At 54.9% G+C, this 18,415-nt stretch carries 20 protein-coding genes; 1 reads left to right on the top strand and 19 read right to left on the bottom strand.

Annotation, left to right across the window (positions count from 1 at the left end):
- Nucleotide 1: 1 nt before the first annotated feature.
- The 15 genes from mrdA to ACXWTF_RS06630 all read right to left on the bottom strand — a co-directional run bounded on the left by mrdA (nt 2) and on the right by ACXWTF_RS06630 (nt 11,758).
- Nucleotides 2-1,786, bottom strand: coding sequence for a penicillin-binding protein 2 (gene mrdA, locus ACXWTF_RS06700; protein WP_461714231.1), 1,785 nt, complete (start codon nt 1,784-1,786; stop codon nt 2-4).
- The gene (locus tag ACXWTF_RS06695; protein WP_461714230.1) at nt 1,783-2,235 is read right to left on the bottom strand and encodes a hypothetical protein; all 453 of its coding nucleotides are present in this window, start codon (nt 2,233-2,235) and stop codon (nt 1,783-1,785) included. The genes mrdA and ACXWTF_RS06695 overlap by 4 nt, the downstream gene beginning before the upstream one ends.
- Nucleotides 2,202-2,663, bottom strand: a complete 462-nt coding sequence (locus tag ACXWTF_RS06690; RefSeq protein ID WP_461714576.1) for an N-acetyltransferase — start codon at nt 2,661-2,663, stop codon at nt 2,202-2,204. The genes ACXWTF_RS06695 and ACXWTF_RS06690 overlap by 34 nt, the downstream gene beginning before the upstream one ends.
- Complete coding sequence (gene yihA / locus ACXWTF_RS06685) at nt 2,647-3,270, bottom strand: ribosome biogenesis GTP-binding protein YihA/YsxC (protein WP_461714229.1); 624 nt, start codon at nt 3,268-3,270, stop codon at nt 2,647-2,649. The genes ACXWTF_RS06690 and yihA overlap by 17 nt, the downstream gene beginning before the upstream one ends.
- Nucleotides 3,267-3,746: a lipopolysaccharide transport periplasmic protein LptA gene (lptA, locus tag ACXWTF_RS06680; protein ID WP_461714228.1), complete on the bottom strand. Its 480-nt coding sequence runs from the start codon at nt 3,744-3,746 to the stop codon at nt 3,267-3,269. Before lptA ends, yihA begins: the two co-directional genes overlap by 4 nt.
- A complete protein-coding gene (gene lptC, locus ACXWTF_RS06675; protein ID WP_461714575.1) occupies nt 3,743-4,261 on the bottom strand; it encodes an LPS export ABC transporter periplasmic protein LptC in 519 nt (172 codons plus the stop codon). Before lptC ends, lptA begins: the two co-directional genes overlap by 4 nt.
- The gene (locus ACXWTF_RS06670; protein WP_461714227.1) at nt 4,258-4,755 is read right to left on the bottom strand and encodes a KdsC family phosphatase; all 498 of its coding nucleotides are present in this window, start codon (nt 4,753-4,755) and stop codon (nt 4,258-4,260) included. The genes lptC and ACXWTF_RS06670 overlap by 4 nt, the downstream gene beginning before the upstream one ends.
- Nucleotides 4,752-5,324, bottom strand: a complete 573-nt coding sequence (hisB, locus tag ACXWTF_RS06665) for an imidazoleglycerol-phosphate dehydratase HisB (protein ID WP_461714226.1) — start codon at nt 5,322-5,324, stop codon at nt 4,752-4,754. The genes ACXWTF_RS06670 and hisB overlap by 4 nt, the downstream gene beginning before the upstream one ends.
- A gap of 2 nt (nt 5,325-5,326) precedes the next feature.
- On the bottom strand, nt 5,327-6,115 hold the full coding sequence (locus ACXWTF_RS06660; RefSeq protein WP_461714225.1) for a septal ring lytic transglycosylase RlpA family protein: 789 nt from the start codon (nt 6,113-6,115) through the stop codon (nt 5,327-5,329).
- Nucleotides 6,108-7,331 carry a lytic transglycosylase domain-containing protein gene (locus ACXWTF_RS06655; protein ID WP_461714224.1) on the bottom strand — a complete coding sequence of 408 codons (1,224 nt, stop codon included), beginning with the start codon at nt 7,329-7,331 and terminating at the stop codon, nt 6,108-6,110. Before ACXWTF_RS06655 ends, ACXWTF_RS06660 begins: the two co-directional genes overlap by 8 nt.
- A 47-nt stretch (nt 7,332-7,378) precedes the next feature.
- Complete coding sequence (locus ACXWTF_RS06650) at nt 7,379-8,155, bottom strand: TatD family hydrolase (protein WP_461714223.1); 777 nt, start codon at nt 8,153-8,155, stop codon at nt 7,379-7,381.
- Complete coding sequence (locus tag ACXWTF_RS06645; protein WP_461714222.1) at nt 8,152-9,711, bottom strand: AAA family ATPase; 1,560 nt, start codon at nt 9,709-9,711, stop codon at nt 8,152-8,154. The genes ACXWTF_RS06650 and ACXWTF_RS06645 overlap by 4 nt, the downstream gene beginning before the upstream one ends.
- Nucleotides 9,708-10,574 carry an NAD(+)/NADH kinase gene (locus tag ACXWTF_RS06640; protein ID WP_461714221.1) on the bottom strand — a complete coding sequence of 289 codons (867 nt, stop codon included), beginning with the start codon at nt 10,572-10,574 and terminating at the stop codon, nt 9,708-9,710. The genes ACXWTF_RS06645 and ACXWTF_RS06640 overlap by 4 nt, the downstream gene beginning before the upstream one ends.
- A 52-nt stretch (nt 10,575-10,626) precedes the next feature.
- A complete protein-coding gene (locus tag ACXWTF_RS06635) occupies nt 10,627-11,391 on the bottom strand; it encodes a TIGR04219 family outer membrane beta-barrel protein (protein WP_461714220.1) in 765 nt (254 codons plus the stop codon).
- 94 nt (nt 11,392-11,485) lie between these two features.
- Nucleotides 11,486-11,758, bottom strand: a complete 273-nt coding sequence (locus tag ACXWTF_RS06630) for a PqqD family protein (protein WP_461714219.1) — start codon at nt 11,756-11,758, stop codon at nt 11,486-11,488.
- Between the two features lie 206 nt (nt 11,759-11,964).
- Here ACXWTF_RS06630 and ACXWTF_RS06625 point away from each other — a divergent pair, with 206 nt between their 5' ends.
- Entirely contained in the window at nt 11,965-13,116 is a 1,152-nt protein-coding gene (locus ACXWTF_RS06625) for a S8 family peptidase (RefSeq protein ID WP_461714218.1), read from the top strand.
- A gap of 259 nt (nt 13,117-13,375) precedes the next feature.
- Here the strand turns inward: ACXWTF_RS06625 and ACXWTF_RS06620 are convergent, their stop codons facing one another.
- The 4 genes from ACXWTF_RS06620 to ACXWTF_RS06605 are packed head-to-tail and all read right to left on the bottom strand — an operon-like array spanning nt 13,376 to nt 18,409.
- Nucleotides 13,376-15,268, bottom strand: a complete 1,893-nt coding sequence (locus ACXWTF_RS06620) for an asparagine synthase-related protein (RefSeq protein WP_461714217.1) — start codon at nt 15,266-15,268, stop codon at nt 13,376-13,378.
- Nucleotides 15,265-16,149 (bottom strand): hypothetical protein, encoded by an 885-nt coding sequence (locus ACXWTF_RS06615; RefSeq protein WP_461714216.1) that lies wholly within the window; start codon nt 16,147-16,149, stop codon nt 15,265-15,267. Before ACXWTF_RS06615 ends, ACXWTF_RS06620 begins: the two co-directional genes overlap by 4 nt.
- On the bottom strand, nt 16,146-16,631 hold the full coding sequence (locus ACXWTF_RS06610) for a lasso peptide biosynthesis B2 protein (RefSeq protein WP_461714215.1): 486 nt from the start codon (nt 16,629-16,631) through the stop codon (nt 16,146-16,148). The genes ACXWTF_RS06615 and ACXWTF_RS06610 overlap by 4 nt, the downstream gene beginning before the upstream one ends.
- Nucleotides 16,628-18,409 carry an ABC transporter ATP-binding protein gene (locus ACXWTF_RS06605; protein ID WP_461714214.1) on the bottom strand — a complete coding sequence of 594 codons (1,782 nt, stop codon included), beginning with the start codon at nt 18,407-18,409 and terminating at the stop codon, nt 16,628-16,630. The genes ACXWTF_RS06610 and ACXWTF_RS06605 overlap by 4 nt, the downstream gene beginning before the upstream one ends.
- Between the last annotated feature and the right edge of the window lie 6 nt (nt 18,410-18,415).

The following is an 18,415-nucleotide window of genomic DNA, read 5'->3' as shown; positions in this document are numbered from 1 at the left end:
GCTACTTTTTGATATACCCGAACTCCGCCAGTTTGTCATAGATCTTCGAGACGATGTCGCCCGCGGCGCTGGCGCCGTGCCCGCCGTGTTCGATCAGGGCCGTGACCACGTATTTCGGGTGCCGGTACGGCCCGTAGGTCGTCAGCCAGGCGTGCGAACGCGTATAGTAGGCCATATCCTCCTCTTTGATCCGTTTCTTCGTCGCCTGCGGGATACCGATGACCTGGGCGGTCCCGGTCTTGCCCGCGATGGCGATCTTGGTCTTGATCTGAGCAGTTGCCGTGCCTTTGGGATGGCTGCAGACCTGGCGCATCGCCCGGCGGATAATGGGAAGATCCGCTTTCTGCTCACGGGTCAGGACATCCCGGTAGACCGGCTGGGTGAGATTGTTATCGATCATGCGCGCCAGCCTTGGTTGCGGCAGTTTCCCACTGGCGAGGAGCGCCGTGTTCTGGGCCATCTGCAGCGGGGTGACGAGCACACTCCCCTGCCCGATGGAGGTGTTGAGCGTCTCACCGATATACCACGGCTCATTGTAGCGCTCCCGTTTCCATGCGCGGTTGGGGATGGTGCCGATAAACTCGTTGGGAAGGTCTATCCCTGTTTTGTTGCCCAGGCCGAACTCCTTCAGCCCTTCGCTGATCTTTTCGATCCCGACTTTGAGGCTGCCTTTGTAGAAATAGTCGTCGCAGCTCTCACGGATCGCCTTGTGCAGGTCGGTCTTGCCGTGACCCCAGCTCTTCCAGCAGCGGAAATTCCGGTTCCCCAGCTTCATCGTTCCGCTGCAGGTGACGTACCACCACTGGCTGATCCCGCTGTCGAGGTAGACCAGCCCGATGGAGGGCTTGATGGTGGAGCCCGGCGGATAGAGCCCGTTGACGATCTTGTTCGTAAAGGGCATGTCAAGGTCGTTGATCAGGGCGTTCCATTTCTTGGCTGAGATCCCCGAGACAAAGGTGTTGGGGTTGTATTCGGGATAGCTGCCCGCTGAAAGGATCTCGCCGTCAAGCCCCATCACGATCACGGCCCCCGCATTCCCGCGCATAAGTTCACTGATGTAGCTCTGCAGCCGCATATCGACGGTGAGCACCAGGTTCCGGTTCTCAATCGCCTTACGGGTCTCGAGGACGGAGATCTCCTCGTTAAGGGCATTCATCTGCACGGTACGTTCTCCCGGCACCCCTTCGAGGTACTTGTTGTACTGCTTCTCCAGGCCCGATTTTCCGACGATGCCCGTCAGTTTGAGCACGGGATCGTTCTCGATCTCCTGCTGGTTTGATTTGGCCGTATAGCCGATGATGTGCGCCGCGATCTTCTGGTAGGGGTAGTAGCGCATCGGTGCCGGGGAGATCTTGACGTTCTCCAGCAGGTTCAGCTCCGAGTAGACGGGCAGGATATCCTCGTAGGAGATAAAGTCGGCCACGGCGATCTCACGGTGGTTGTAATGCGAATCGTTCTGCTTGTAGGTTTTGAGCATCTTCTGCGCATCGAGCATCGGCAGCAGTTGCTGGATCCGTTCCAGTGTCGTCTGAAGGCTCTCGACCCGCTTTTGGGTGTTCAGGTGGGGCATAACCTCGATCTTGAACCCCAGCTTGTTGATGGCGAGAGGCTTGAAGTTGCGGTCGAGGATCTCCCCGCGTACCGGCGCGATACGCTCCGTTTTGAGGGTGTTCTCCATGGAGAGCTGCTCATAATAGCGGTTGGAGTGTACGCTCAGATAGTAGACACGGCTGAGCAGCGAGACCCAGATGAAGATGAACAGGGCGATGAGGAAGCGGGTTCTCACAGCAGCCCCACCAGGAAGAATTCGATCATGATATAGAAGATGACCTTGAAATCAAGCTGCGGAAGCGGCAGGGCGAACATATTCGCAAAGAGCGCGGTAAAGGCCCAGTACCCGACATAGGCCAGCACGACGATGATAGCGTTGAGGCAGAGATGGCAGGAGACGATACTTTTGATCCTCGGCAGGATCAGGAAGTGGCTGATCGTGTAGAAAAAGAGCGTACTGAGCAGCAGATACCCTTTGGCGGTCTCGGCGACGATCAGCAGCAGAAGGATCACGAAAAAAGCGAAGGACGAATGGGTGTCGAGCGCCCGGATGTAGAGGAAAAAGAGCACGCCGAACATCGGCGGCAGGTAGAGATAGTGCATCGTGAGCGCTTCGTAGGGTACGAAAAGCAGCGCGAAGAAAAGCCAGGTCAGAGGGTTTTGATCAGCGCGATTTCGTTGCATACCGGAAAGTGCTTGCATTTGATACAGTCGGCCCAGATCTTATGCTCGGGCAGGCTCTCTTTTGGGATCTCGGAAAAGGAGAGCTTTTCGAAGAAACGGGCCGCATAGGTGAGTGCCAGGATCCGTTTAAGGCCGAGCTTCTTCCCCTCTTCCAGTGCCAGCTTGACCAGTTCGCCCCCGATCCCGTGGTTGCGGTAGGGTTCATCGACGATCAGGGAGCGAATCTCCGCCAGCTCCGGCGAGTGGACGTGCAGGGCCGTGAAACCGATCAGGCGCTCGCCGTCAAAGGCGAGGATATAGGAGCGGATGTTGGTCGCCAATTCGTCGTTGCTGCGCACGAGGATGGTACCGTCGTCAACCTTGGGCGCGACGAGGTGCTGCATCGCCGTAATATCGGCAAGGGTCGCTTTTCTATAGTGAATGGCCATCATCGCACTCCGTCAGGAGATCGTAAAGGCGTGCCGCCAGTTTTGATATGCCCCGCTTTTTGCTGCTGGAGACGACCAGTGAACCCGGATGGTCCCGCAGCAGGGCTCCGAGCTCTTTCTGGTTGAGCTTGTCCACCTTGGTAAAGACGCGCAATACGGTCTGGCCGGGGCGGCGGATCTGCTCGAGGTATTCGGCGACGGAGCGGTCGATGGGGAGATCGGGGTGGCGCGCATCGACAAGGTGGACGAAGACACGGATCTGTTCGCGCTGGGTGATGAAGTCGGTCAGGTTCTTCTCCCAGTCGCTTTTGAGGCTCTTGGAAACCTTGGCGTACCCGAATCCCGGCAGGTCCACCAGCTTGGCATCATACTTCTCTCGGCTTTCCCGGTCCATGAAGGTCGCATCGAAGTAGTTGATCAGCCGCGTTTTTCCCGGTGTCGCGGAGACCTTGGCAAGGTTTTTATGGTTGCACAGTGCGTTGAGCAGGGAACTCTTTCCCGCGTTTGAGCGGGCCATAAACGCCACTTCGTTGACGATGTCATTCTCCGGCGACTGGGTGATGTTGGCCGCACTCGTTTCGAAATGCGCTTCGACGATTTCGATCACTTCTTCTTCTCCTCGGGGAGGTTGAAGATCATGATGACCGGCTGGCGCTCCGCCCCTCTTGCCGCGGCTGTCCCCTCCTGGATATTGACAACGACCTCTTCGCCGTCGATCTGCTTGTGTTCGTTGTGCTGCAGCAGGTGAACGTCTCCGTAGAAACGGTACTCCTCCTTGAGCGGCAGAAAGATGACCTTCTGGGCCCGTCCGCTGTAGCTGGAGTTGTCATCGGCCATCAGGAAAAAAGAGGCGTCGCCGCTGGCGATATACTTTGTCGGCGTACGGTCGGCGGCGGTATAGACCTCGACGCGCGAAGCGTTGAGTTCGTCGCTTCCCATTTTGATGCGCACGTTGCCCTCAAAGACCGAACGCCCCTGTTTCTCGTTGGCCGTAAAAGCGTCGGCAACGATCCTGAGCTGTTCGGCCGCATAGAGGCTCCCGGCCACGGTCATGGCTAAGATAAGGGCTGAAACGGACTTCACATCTTCTCCTTCATGGTATAGATTCCAACGATCTTCTTCGCGGTGATATCTCCGCGCTTGATATTGTAATAAAGGTTCTGACCGTCGACACGGTCCTGCGCCTGCCGGAGGATAAACGCACCCGGCGCGCGGACGTCTCCCGAGCTCTGGTTGTAGTCAGCCTTCGCCGTTTCGAAGGTGGTGCCGTCATCACGTCTAAAATGCACCTCCCCCTCGAGAGAGATCAGCGGCTCTTTATAGACCCCTTTGCGCGCCTGCATGGTCTGCACATGCCCCTCCGAACGGTCGGTCAGGTTGAGATCAACCAACTCATAGCGGTTTGGGAAGCGCGATGCGTGCGCTCCGGCGAGGATCGTCTTCACTCCGGTCGCTTCCACTTCATAGACCGTAAAACGCTCAAGCTCTATCTGTGCGAGCTCCCCGGGCGAAGCGATGTCGACCTGCAACGGCTTGAAAAAGAAGAAGATGCTCCCCAGCACCGCCCCGATAAGGAGGTAGAAGGAGGTGACGCTCATTGCCACTGCGCGAGGAAGGCCTCTTCCTCGCCGTTGCGGCGCATCAGCGCTTCGATCATTTCACGGACGGCCGCTTCCCCGCCCCGGCGCGCGAGAACATGGTCGACACGGCCGGTGATGTAAGAAGATGCGTCGGCGGGTGCGAAGGAGACGGCGGCCAGATCGAGCATTTTCAGGTCGTTCAGGTCATCACCGACGGCTGCGACCTCTGTCGTGACATCGATGCCGAGATCGCTGCAGAGCATCTCCAGGCGTTTGCGTTTGTCCTTGACCCCCTGGTAAAGGTGCAGGATCCCCAGTTCGTCCGCACGCCGTTTGACGATACCGGAACGGCGCCCGGTGATGATGGCCACTTCGTGCCCGAGGCCCATCCAGCTTTTGATCGCCAGACCGTCCTTGACGTTGAAGGCCTTGATCTCCTCCCCGCTTTCGCCGTAGATGATCTGGCCGTTGGTCAGACAGCCATCCACGTCCAGCACGATCAGTTTGATCACAAAACACCCTTTGTGCTCGGCACGGTGACGCGTTCGTTGCGGGTGACCGCGCGGCGCAGGGCGACGGCAAAGGCTTTGAAGGCCGCCTCGATGATGTGGTGGCGGTTTTTGCCGCGCTGCATCACGATATGTGCGCAGATGCGGGCGTTGAATACGATGGCCCGGAAGAACTCTTCGGCCAGCTCCGTATCGAAGGCCCCGACCTTGCCGCTGACGGGAACGTCGTAGTAGAGATAGGGACGGTTGCTCAGGTCCATATCGCAGCTCACGCTTGCCTCGTCCATGACGACGACGGCGTTACCGAAACGCTCTACCTTCTCGATCGGGTAGATCGCCTCGGCCAGTGCCATGGCGATAACGATCCCGACATCTTCGACGCTGTGGTGGTCGTCAATGTGCGTGTCACCTTTACACGAGACGTTCAGATCGATCAGGGCATGCTTGGCGAAGGCCTCGAGCATATGGTCGAAAAAGCCGACACCGGTCTCGATGCTGCTTTTGCCCTCGCCGTAGAGTTCAAGCTCTACGCGGATCTGCGTCTCTTTGGTATTGCGCTCTTTGACGATCATGGTTATTTCCTTACGATAAAGGCGTGCTCAAAGGGTGACGATGCAATGAAATCGTGCGCCTCGGCCTCGCTCTTGAACTTTCCGAGCCAGACGCGGAAAAGTCTTTCGTTATTATACTCAGTATCCTTGATGATCGTTTTATACCCTTCGAAACCGTTGAATTTTTGCTGGGTAATCGATGCCCCTTCGAAACGGCGGAAGGCGCCGATCTGGATATAGAAGGCACTGACGATCTGTTCCGCCGGTCCGGCGCGCAGGGCCGCGGCCGAAGGGATGATGCGCTCGCCTTTGCCGGCAAAGCCTAGGACCTCGAGATGGACGTCGGTCGTCCCAACTCCCACCATCTGCAGGTCGGTCGCGGCCTTCTTGGAGAGGTCGATGATGCGCGAGGCGACGAAGGGGCCCCTGTCATTGATCCGGACGACGGTCTGGCGGCCGTTGCGCTTGTTGGTGACGCGGACGATGGTATTCATCGGCAGGGTTTTGTGTGCAGCGGTGGCGCCATACATGTCATAGCGTTCGCCGTTCGAGGTCAGTTTGCCGTGGAAATCGGGACCGTACCAGCTCGCACGTCCGTCAAAGGTATCCCCTTTCTGGACGACCGTGGGAAAGTAGCGGCGGCCATTGACTGTGTAGGGGCGCATGGTGGGATGTTTGTACGTCGACGACGCAGGCGTTGTCCGTGTAGCAACGGCAGGCGGTGCCTCGTAGGCAGTCCGGGACGATACACCCCGGGTGCTGCACCCGGCCATCAGCAGCAGGAGAGCCAGAAACGGAAGCAGTTTAATCATAGATGCTCAGCCGGTCGCCCACGCGGATCAGGCTCCCTTTGATGTTGTTGAGTTTTTTCAGGCTGGAGACGGTCGTTTCGAAATTGCGGGCGATCATTTCGAGGGAGTCCCCGCGTTTGACGGTATATTTGCCGTTCTTGAGGTCCAGCGGCCTGGAGAGGGGGATGACGAGTTTCTGGCCGATCCGCAGCATATTGGTACGCAGACGGTTGAACTCCTTGATCATCTTGTAGGGGACACGGTATTTCTTGCCGATGCGTGAAAGGTTCTCGCCCGATGCAACGCTGTGGAGCATGTAAAAGGTCTCCAGAGGGGCCGGTTTGTAGTTCTGGCGGAATTCGTTCAGTTTGACGTAGGGGATATAGATGGTGTATTTTTTGTCATGGGGCGGTACGAAGTCGTATTTGAGATGGCGGTTGAGTGACGCCAGTTTATAGGCGGGCATATTGATCAGTTTGGCGACCCGGCTGATCCGTTCGCCGCGGGAGACTTCGACCTGGGCGATGGAGTACGCGTTGGCGCGGTTGAGCAGGTAGGCGTACTCCTGGTTGATCATAAAGTCCTCGTCCGACGCCAGCAGCGTCAGTGCGACGATCTTACGGATATAGTTGCGGCTCTCCCGGGGAAGGTAGCGTTTCTTCTCATCCAGCAGCACGGAAATGTCGTCGGTGCCGGCCTTTTTGATCGCGCGGAAAAGGCGCCCCTCCCCGCAGTTGTAGGCGATGGCGGCCAGGTACCATTTGTTGAACCGCGCGTGCAGGGTTTCGAGGTAGGTAATGGCGGCTTTGGTCGATTTGAGGAGGTCTCTGCGTTCATCGACATAGTCGTTGATCTGCAGCCCGAAGGTGCGGCCGGTCTCGGGCATGAACTGCCACACTCCGGAGGCTTTTTTACGGGAGTAGGCATCGATGGAAAAGCCCGACTCCGCCATCGCCAGGAAGAGGAACTCGTCCGGAACATCCGAGTGCGACAGGGTGTCCTTGATCATCGGAATGAAGAGGTAGGCCTGGTTCAGGCTTTTGAAGAAACCGTGGCGCTGGTACTCTTTGCGTTTTTTGCTGATGATCTTTTGAAGCTTGGGATCGTTGAGAAAGGTGGGAGGGAGGTCGAAGGCCCGTACGACCTGGGCTTCACGGTTCGAGTCCGTGTCAAAGGTCAGGGCACCGAACAGCAGCGCGGGCAGCAAAAAAATGGGTAGAAGAATACGTCCAATCACCAATCAAACCCCTCTTTTTGGGCTTATTATAGCATAGTGCCCAGCAGTTAGGAAATGCCGAAAAGCCTCGAGGCGTTCCGGGTGGTGACGGCTTCGACCGTCTCGACGGGCATGTCGAGCAGTTCACCCATCTTCTCGGCGACCAGCTTCGTGTAGGCCGGTTCGTTACGGGTGCCGCGGTGCGGATGGGGCGTCAGATAGGGACCATCCGTTTCGATCAGAAGGCGCTCTTTCGGGATGCTTGGCAGTACCTGGACAAGCTTGCGCGCATTTTTGAAGGTCAATACGCCGCCGATGCCGAAATAGAAGTTCTGGCCGGCGAGCAGCAGCAGCTCTTCGTCGGCGTTATAGCAGTGCAGTACACCCCCGACCTTCGAAGCCCCCTCCTCTTCGAGGATAACACGCGCGTCATGACTGGCGTTACGAATATGCACAATCAGCGGTTTGCCATACGCCAGGGCGATGCGGATCTGGGCCCGAAACACCTCGGCCTGCTTGCGCTTCTCTTCGGCCTGCTCCTCTTCGCTGCCCTCGAGGCGGAAGTAGTCAAGACCGCACTCCCCGACGGCGACGCACTTGGGGTGATTCAGGAATTCATCGAAACAGCCGGCGTCGAAGCCCTCCAGATCGTAGGGGTGGATACCGACGGCGAAGTAGACATTCTCGTGCGCTTCGGCAATTGCGATGGCACGCGGCAGCGTCCGTGCATCGGCACCGGGAATGATCAGCGCCTCGACACCCTCATGTTCGGCGCGCTCGAGGACCGCCTCGAGATCGTCTTCGTAACGTTCATCGTCAAGGTGGATATGCGTATCGATGATCACGACACACCTTTCGGGGCACCGTTACGGGCCGTTTCCAGCAGTTCTGTTGCCAGGTGCCGCGCTTTTTCGGAGACCGATTCGCCGCTGACGATACGGGCGATCTCCTCCATCCGTTCTTCGTGCGTGGCCAGTTCACGGACATGGCTGTGTTCGGTCTTGGTGACAATGAAATGCTGTTCGCCCATGGCGGTGAGCTGCGGCTGGTGGGAGATGACAAGGATCTGGAAATGGCGGCTGAGGGTACGCAGCACCCGGGCAACGCTCATCGACTCCTCGCCGCTGAGGTTGGCATCGATTTCATCAAGCATCAAAACGCCCTGCTGCCCCTGCATCCCTTCGGACTTGACCGCCAGGAGTGCGAGGCGCAGGCGGTTGAACTCGCCGGCACTGATCTGCTGCAGCGACGCCCCTTTGAGCTGCAACGAGGCGCGGTCCTGCCCCTCCGGGCCGAAATCCCCGTGGGTCAGCGTCATTTCCGCACCGTCAAGGTAGAGTTGGCGCAGATAGCCGTTAATGGATTCGTTCAGGGCGAAAAGAGACCCGCTGCGGGCAAGGGAGATCTGCGCGGCACTCTGCGTCAGGGAGGTATAGAGGGTGTTGAGCTCCTGCTGCAGCGCCTCGACATGCTCTTCGAGGGATTCGTAGACCTCGAGCTCTTTTTGTTTGCTGTCCCGGTAGGTAAGCGCTTCCTCGATGCTGCCGTAGCGCCGTTTCAGCTCGGAGAGCGCCTCCAGGCGGTTGAGTACCTGTTCGATATCGGTGCCTTCCAGGTCATCGAAACGCTCCTGGGCCGAATCGAACTGTGTGCGCAGCTCGTTCATCGCGTCATCAAAGAAGGCGCCGTCGATGTCCAAAGACTCGAGCACCTCATTGACAACATGCTCATAGTCAAAGATCTGTTGTGCATGGCCGATCTTCTCTTCGAGCTTCTCTTTTTTCGAGAGGGATTTTTTGATCTCGAGCAGGGTGTCGTATTCGCCTACTTCCGGAGCGATCTCGTTGATCTTGTTGACTTCGAAGCGGGCGAACTCCTCCTGCTCGCGCAGTTTGCGTTCATCGGCCTTGAGGCGTGAGAGCTCCTGTTCGAGCTGCTTTAACCGCAGGTAACCCTGATGGTAAAGCTCTACGTGGTGCAGGTGCTTGTCATCGGTGGCTGAGACCGTTGCATCGATCAGCCCCAGCAGCGCATCTGAATCGAAATCACTGTAATCCTTCAGGCTCAGGTGGCGTAAATGGGAGCGGCTGAGCTCCGCGACCGTCGCGCGGGAGATGGCCTGGTTGTTAAAGAAGTAACGTGCTTTCTCTTTTTTGACCTCGCGCAGGACGTTGGGGTTTTCGTTGAGCAGGCCGCTGGTACTTTCGTCGATCTGCCAGGTGACGACCGATTCACTTAGCGACGCGATGGGGTCATCCAGGCCGAATGAGGCGAGAATGGCGCGCATAAAGACGGACTTACCGCTGCCGCTGGGACCGGAGAAGACGATCAGTCCCGGCTTGAGGTCAATGGAGACCTCTTCAAACGTCAAACAGTCGCGCAGGTGGAAATGTTCGATCATCCTTCCCCCCAGTTCAGTTTTTCCTTGAGCACGTCGAAGTAGTTGAAGGCTTTGCGGTGCAGGAGTTTCGCCGGCATATCGGCCAGGGAGATGCGGATGCTGTCCCCCTCGCCGAACTCATACATATCCTGCCCGTCGACGACGGCAAGGGCGCTTTGGTCCGGCGTTTTCACTTCGATGTCATACTGCCCCGGCAGCACAACCGGCCGCTGCGTCAGCGAATGGGGGCAGATTGGTGTCAGTGCAAAGACTTTCGTCAGCGGGAAGAGCACGGGACCGCCGGCGGAGAGGTTGTAGGCGGTCGAACCGGTCGGGGTGGAGATAATAACGCCGTCGCCGAAATAAGTATTGAAGTTCTTGCCGTCGACGAAGGTCTCCACGTGGATCATCTTGGAGATGGAGGGGCGCGTGATCACAATGTCATTGAAAGCGACGACACGTTTCTCCCCCACCGCGGTGGTAATAACGGCCTGCAGCATCGCCCGTTCGTCAATACGGTACTCCCCCGCTTTGATCTGGGAGAGGATCTCATCGAGCTCATCAAGCGCCACGTCGGCCAGGAAGCCCAGTTTCCCGGCATGGATCCCCATCACCGGTTTGCCGAAACTGTGCGAACGCCGGACCGCGGAGATGAGGGTGCCGTCCCCGCCGATGGTGGCCAGCAGGTCACTCTCCCGGCAGAGAATGTCGAACTGCTGCCCGAGCACGCCGATCATGCCGCCGCTGAGGTTGTCGATAAGCACTTCGATGCCGTGGGATTCGAAGATCTGCTTTACCCGGTAGAAAACCTCTTTGAGCTCCGGCGTCGAAGGGCGTAAGATAATGCCGACTTTGTTCAGTGAAATCTGCGCTGTTTCATTCATGGAACAGATTATACCACGCCGCACATTCCCGCCCGGATTTTGAGTCAGAATGTTAAAAGTGCAGTGAGGCGTCCAGGTAGATACCGCTTATATGGAGATCGATCTTCGTGTTGTAGCTCGGTTTTTGGAGCCAGAGCCGGTGGATGCGGTACCCCAGTTCCACCGAAGGTTTGAAATAGACTGCCACCGTGTCGAAATCATACCGTCCAGACAAGCGGAAATCGTAGAGGGTAAAACTGCCTTCATCGTAGTAATAATAGGAGAGATCGACCGAGGCGGGCAGCTCCATGACGGGTACACGGCCATGCAGATAAAGCTGCGGGAGCGTCGTAATATCACTTTCATCATAATGAAACGAGCTGTCATCGATGGTATAGCGCGTCTTGACGTATTTTACATTGATGCCGGCGTCGATCGACGCCCATGAAAGGAGGTCGGCAAACGTATAGTAGAAGGTCGCATCATACTCCAACGCGGTTACTTTGTTCGGCGCATCGGCCTGGTAGAGAAAAGGGCCCCAGGTCACAGACCCCTTTGTACGCCCTTCATAGGCAATCGATGTGTACTCGAGTTTGAGGTTCGGTACGAAGGGGGATACATTCAGCGGCTTGAGATCTGCATAGAAATAAAAATTGTTTTCGTTCTTGTAGCCCAGGTCGCCGACGGCGGTGACACTGCCCCCGTTTTCGTCATAGGTCAGGTCACCCGATGCTTTTGCATTCCAGACCCCTGCCCCGATCTCGATGTCTGTTTCGAAAGCATGAAGAGTGATCACTGTCAGGAAACACAGCAGTATTGATTTCAAAGGTAAAGGCACGGGGCTCCTTTAGTCTGAGCATATACGCTGATTATTGGGGCAAATGAGATGTGGGAGCCGCCGGACGCGCTTGTTTCCGGCGATTATAGCATTTTCATGCAATTTTGGCGAGCTTTTTGTTAATTAAAGTGTCTACAAATGTTTCAAGGTCTTTTTTCAATACATTAAGATCAACTTCGTACATATTATGAAGTGAATCCACTGTTTCCTGGAAGGTCTTTCCATCCTGCAGAAGCTTCCAAATATCGGTTGCGACACTGTCTAGTCCGAAATAGTTCTCGCTCTCCATATCGAGAAGGACGATCTCGTCATCTACCATTTGTGAAAAGACCGTATCCGCTACCGCAATTCTTTTTGAGTAATCCACCGCTTATCCTTTACTGAATTATACAATAGCTCTTATTTATATTTTTATTTGTATGAAATGTGATTAATTTTTGACATATTATAAATAATCAGTGCCATAAAACACAGATAACAATATTTAATTAGGTTATTTTTAATTGCAAAAAAACAGCGTCAATAAAGATGGAATTTGTTACGATGGGAGTTTCTATATGAAGGAGGTTGTCTATGTTGAAGCGTTTTCGTCCGATACGGCATCTTTTTATGCTGTTTGTTGCCACGCTCTTTGCCGGTAATGTTTTTGCAGCCAATGTGAAACAAAAAATTGTTGTCTTTGCACCGGGGTTCGCAAACCCTGCCCAACAGGCTGCACTGCTTAAGAACTTGGGGGTTATTCCGGTCAAACCGCTGCGGATTGTCAATGGTTTTGCGGTATCGCTTCCTGATGCAGCGTTCAATGTATTGAGTGACCTTGATAATCAGAATATCCTGAGAATTGACGATGATATCGTACTGCATGGTACAGCGAAACCCGTTGCCCCTCTTCCCCAGCCAGCACAGGAGCTGACCTGGGGCGTTGATCGGATTGAAGCGGACCTTGCCTGGTCAGAAACCAACGGGACAATGATCAACGTTGCCGTACTCGATACGGGGGCAGATCTGGATCATCCTGATCTGATAGATAACATCAAAGGGAATTTCAGTGCAATTAACCCGCATAAAAGTGCTGTAGATGATAACGGGCACGGTACCCATGTCAGCGGTATTATTGCAGCCGCCAACAATACCATCGGTGTGATCGGTGCTGCACCGCAGATCAACCTCTATGTGGTAAAGGTACTCGGCAGCGATAATACAGGTAACTTATCAGATATTCTTGACGGGATGCAGTGGTGTATCGACAACCATATGCAGGTCGTCAATATGAGCTTCGGTGCGACGAGCACCGTGCAATCCCTGACAGACGCCGTTGCAGCCATGCATGCCGCCGGCATTGTACAGGTGGCGGCTGCCGGGAACAACGGGAGCTCGGGCGGTGCCATGCTCTACCCGGCCAGATATCCCGAAACCATCGCGGTCTCTTCCGTCGACATCAACGGGAACCTGGCGGCAAGCTCCAGTTACGGCCCGGAAGTCGATCTTGCGGCACCCGGTGTCGGTATTTATTCCACCTACCTGAATGCAGGCTACACTTCCATGAATGGTACAAGCATGGCAACACCTCACGTGAGTGCATCTGCAGCCCTTGTACTTTCTGTGTTTCCTGCCCTTGCGCCGGATGAAGTCAAAACAAGATTAAAAAGCAGTGCCGAAGATCTTGGCCTGCCTGCGGATGAACAGGGAGCCGGGCTTGTGCGGCCAGACCTCGCTATACAGTAAACAACCTCCCATCAGGCTAGAGGGGGGTGTTCCTTATAGTGCAGCTGCCAGGCACTTAGGATCCTCCGCCGGCTCCACCGAAGACGTAGTGAACCTTGTTCTCGTTCTGAGACAGTACCAAACCGCTTTTCGTCGACTGGACATCGAGTATTTTCATCACAGGATGATGCCATACTTTTTTTTGACGGATATCTTTTTCCCCACTGAGCATCTTCTCTTCTCTTTCTGATTATATATTGTTGTCAGAGTAGCAAATCTATCAGTGATTAGCAAGGAGAAAGAGCAATATTGTCTTTTCTATTTCGTTTAATATTTTTATATCTTCATTATTGAACGTAGAATCACGGTTTATGAAATTTTCCATCCCTTCGAGGAGTTTGGCGCTGTCTATGTACGGACTGTTCCGGTCACATCCTTCATTGGCGGAAAACACTTTGAATAGATATGTGAAGGACTCTTTTTCCGATTCGAGAATACGTTTGATCCGATTAGGCTCATACTTGAAGCTGCCGAAACAGATCTCCTTCGGCAGAAGCCCTGCCACGGCTTGCCGAAAAAGGAACCGCGTCTGATCTTCCCGGTAGTAAAGCTCAGCAGGCAGCGACAGCGCAAACTCCACGATTCGTCTGTCAAGCAGCGGGAAGCTGTATTCCAGCCGGTTTTCGAAGGCCGATGCGGCCCACGACTCCAGGCGGGCAAGGATGTGTCCCTGCCGGTGAAAGAAGCGCTGGTCGGCGCGAATGCTTTTATGAAACACGAAGACGGACGGCATCGAACGTTTGCGTACGTATCGGGCAAAATCTTTCCGGGCAAACTGAACGTACCCGTCAAAACGGCAATCCACCTTCGGCATATGGCAGAGGATCCGGCGGGGCAGTAGCGGCAAAAAAAGTTCACGGTAACAGCGTCCCAAGAAACAGCGAAGACGCCTCTTCGCCCGTGTACATTCACGCCAGATCCCTTTGACGGCTTTGTAAACCTTCCCGCGGCGGAAAAGATCTGCATAAATTGCCCTGCCGTGGTAGGAGATGAACTCATCCCCGCCCCACCCCGACAAAACGGTACGGATCTGTTGCTGCTGAGCCGACCTGCGCAGGACAAACTCATACCACAGATCGACCGTGTCGTTCAATCCAATATTGTGGTGCATGAGTATTTCCGATAACATTTTCCCGTCAAGATCAATATGCTCAAGATCCATCTTTTCCATGCGGGCGATCTGCCGGCTGTTCGCCCACTCATAATGCGATGCGTCATCCGCCTCACGCGGCGGTTCGATCCAGCTGTAAGCCTTGAGCTTTTCACCGCGCGGTGCAAGCTGCCGCGCCGCCAGGACACTGATCGTTGAAGAATCCAGACCACCGCTTAAATGCGAAGCGACCGGATACTGTGTCCGTAGGCGCACCCGTACGGCATCCTCAAGCAGTGCTAAGAGTTTTTCCCTGTATGCTTCAAACGTACCGGGCTTGTTTTGCGGTATCGCATCTAGCTCCCAGTAGGTATGGAACGCCACCGATGCAGCCGTCACGGTCAGCGTTGTTGCCGGGGGGAGTTTTTTGACCGCTTCAAAAAATGTCAGCGTCGGGTGCCAAAGTTCCCCTTTCTCCAGATAGATCGCGGCGGCCTCGTCACAGAACGCTTTCGGCACCCCCTCGTAGGCCAGAAGCCCTTTCATGTCATTGCAAAAAACAAAGAGGTCGTCAGTCAGATAGTAATAAAAAGGCTTGACCCCGATAGGGTCCCGCGCGCAAAACAGCTGCTCTTTTTCGCCGTCCCAGATGACGAAAGCGAAATCGCCCAGCAGGTATTGCGGACACCTGCTTCCCCATTTTTGGTAGGCAGCCAGAATAAACTCGCTGTCGCCGATCTCTTCTGCCGGGCGGTCCGGAAGCGTCAACTGTGTGAGCAGCTCTGCACGATTATCGATCCTCGCGTCCATCGTGAGCAGTAGTGTATCACGCGCCAGCGGCAGATGTTCATGGCGGGATTCAGGCGTATTATAAAGCATTGTATGCCCCAATACAACGGCACCCCTCTGTTTCACGTCACGATCGTCCGGCATCCAGTACGAACAAGCTTCAAGCATTGAAGCCGTAGTGGATGCATCCACCGGAATGCCCTTGCGGTCGAAAACACCGAAAATACCGCTCACTGCTCTCTCCTGCGATGCGTACAGATAGCGTTGTGCACTTCACTGAGCCGGTCCAGGTCATGCGGTACCGTGATGGTATAGACCCTGACCTGGTTTAGAAGAGTGGAGAGGTACTTCAGACGCTTGGCTTTCAGGAAAGAAAAGAGAAAGAGGTAATTGGGCAGCAGCGCCTCGAATTTGTGGAAACCCTTGATCTCTTCAATCATGACAGCTGCCCCGGCATCGGCTTTTTCAAGGACGTAGAAAGCGCTGATTGGACTGAAATCCGTCATAAAATCCGTCACATGGTAGCCGAGTTCCTCGAATTTCCTGTAGGGGCGGTGGTAGGGGTGTGCTCCGACGGCAATGAAATGGCCGCTTTCGATAAATGTCGCTACCTTGTCGTCCGAAATAAGTGTATGCCCCTGCCGGATGAAGTAGTCCGTCAATGTCGATTTTCCACCCATGGATGGCGCAATAAAGAGTATTGGTTTGCCGTCGATCTCCACGGCACCAGCATGAAAAAAATCATACATCTCTTCAAGTGTAAAGTAAAGCGGCAGTACCAGGTGGATAAACCAGAATGCCAGCAGCGCCGCGCTGCCGCAGGCCTGCAGCTCATAGTAGAGCGTACGTTCCCCGCCGACCCAGTAAAACGTGACGACGTCTTTGACTTCGTAACACCACGGCTGTCCATAGTCCGACCCGTCAAAGAGTCTGTCACTGTAGAGGTAAACGTTCCTGCCGTGTGCATAGTAGATCGGGAAACCGCAGGTGATGGATTGCCTTAGCCCCTCCGGGAGATCCGAGGCAAGTCGTACAGTGTATTTCACTTCACCGGATTCGGGCAGTGTCAATGGAAAAACAATATCACTGTCGATCTGCGTGCCGTAAACGATCACTGTGCCCCCCATGTGAATGTTGACAAGGTCGTAAAGTCAGTGTATCCATGCCCCGTAACGACAAAATCTCCGCACAGCAGCCATGCATGCGCCCGCATTCCCTCTTGCACCGCTACGTCATGAACAACACCGAGATAAAAAACACCGGGGACCCCGCGACGCTGCAGCATGCGCTGCGCGGCCAGTGCCTGGACCAGGCAGGCACTTTCCCACAGGGTATGGTTCGCTGCGGTCGTTACCGCTTTTGAAACCATGACGGCGCACTCCCGCTGCGCAGGAGACAGAGGCGCTGCTTCAATACTGCCGCGGTACTGCCGCAACCTGCGTACAAGACGTTTAAAGGGGAGATTTTTCAGTGCCAAATGCATCGCACCCAACAGAATGTAGGCTTCAATAAAGAGTGCTTTCTCTTTTAAACCAAGCGCCAAAAAGTTTCCGAGTTTACGGCGCAGTGATGTAACAACCGCATTCGCATCTGTCACTCTTTTTTCTCCGTTCTCGGTTTTCGGTCCTCGCGCCGCCGGCCGACCATCCCCTGCTCGATAAGTTCCATAAAGGTACCCTCCCCTTTGACGCGACCATCCTCTATATAGTAAATATGATCTGCCTGGCGGATCGTAGTCGGGCGGTGGGCAATGATGATGGTCGTCCGCGTTGACAGGAAGTCGCGGAGCGTGTCATAGAGCCTCTCTTCGGTTTCGTTATCCAGCGCGGACGTCGCTTCGTCAAAAATAACGACCTGTGGGTCACTCAGGATAAGCCGTGCGATCGCGAGGCGCTGGCGCTGCCCGCCGGAGAGTCTGATGCCGTTTTTTCCGATCAATGTATCAAGATCACTGTCGAGAGAATCCATAAAGTTTTCAAGCTGGGCAGCGCGCAATGCATCTAAAATTTCCGCCTCATCCAATGCACGGCCAAGCGTCAGGTTCATCCGAATCGTGTCATTGAAAAAGAGCGAATCTTGCAGCATGAGTGCAACATGTTCACGCACAACCGGTAAGCCGATTTCCTCAATTGAGACATTGTTATATGCTATTGTCCCCGTATCGGCCTGGTAAAACCCGACAAGCAGCTTTGCGATGGTGCTCTTTCCCGACCCGCTCGGCCCGATCAGGGCAATCTTCTGCCCCCGCTCAGCATGCAGAGAAATACCATTTAGAACGGGGTCTTTTTCGTCAAAACCGAATGTGACCTCTTCCAGGGAGACCGTGACGGTCGATACGCCCTCAAAAGGGTTCTTGGTATGCGGGTGATACGGCTCTCTGTGCATTTCCAGCAGATGGTTCACCCGTTCCATCGAGGGTTTGAGTGACTGGAACGATATAACGAGGGACATGAGCTGCTGCACCGGGGATGCAATGGGCGCGAGATAAAACAGGAAAGCGAGCATCATCCCGACAGTGAGATCCGAATAGATAACGGCTGCGATACCGAGGGCTTTGAAAAGATCAATAACCGTGTTTGTCAATAGGGTTGAAGCGTTGGATGCGACCGATGAACGGTATCCGTAATCCATCGACGCGTCCTGAATCTTTTCCGCTTTCTCCTTCAGGAGGCCAAAGAAATTTCGCTCCTGGTTGCTGGCACGCACCTGCACAAAAAGCTCCAGAATTTCGCTGAACATATCGTGATACTCTTCGTATGCCTCATGCTGGCGGAGCACTAATGCCCCTGCCCTACGGCCCAGGATTTTAGAGATGCCGTAGAAGAGGGGGTTGAGTACGATCAGCAACAGTGTCAACGGCCAGCTGATCGTAAACATCACCCCCAGGATCCCGATGAACATCAGCAACGATGTCAATGCCGTGCTCGCCAACTGCCCCAGGAATGCACTGATCTGTTCCACATCGCGTATCGTCTTCATCACGATCGTACCCGATTTGACCGCTTCATATTCCGACAGGCTGATACGCTCAAGGTGATGCAATAAACCGTGCCGGATCAAAAAGGCACTTTTTTGCGTGATCTTCATCGCATAATATGTCTTGAGGTTGTTCAGAGAAAAGACGCTCACACGCAAAAACAGTACTGCTGCCAGGGTGACGGCAATCACGCACCATGTTTGCGTAATACCGACAGTTGCGAGCGTTTCAGTCAGTCGCCCCTGGTGCTGCAGAAGGATCTCGTCAATGAGCAACGGTATCAAAATCGGGATAGGCAAAAACAGCAGTGTCGCAAGCATCCCTGCGGCGTTGGCACGTTCAAAGTCTCTACGCTGGGCATGCAATGACTGATAGAGGGAGCCTAAAGTGATTTTCATCTTGTC

The sequence above is a fragment of the Thiomicrolovo sp. ZZH C-3 genome, from assembly GCF_054862725.1.
This window is presented reverse-complemented; position numbering and strand designations above follow the sequence as displayed.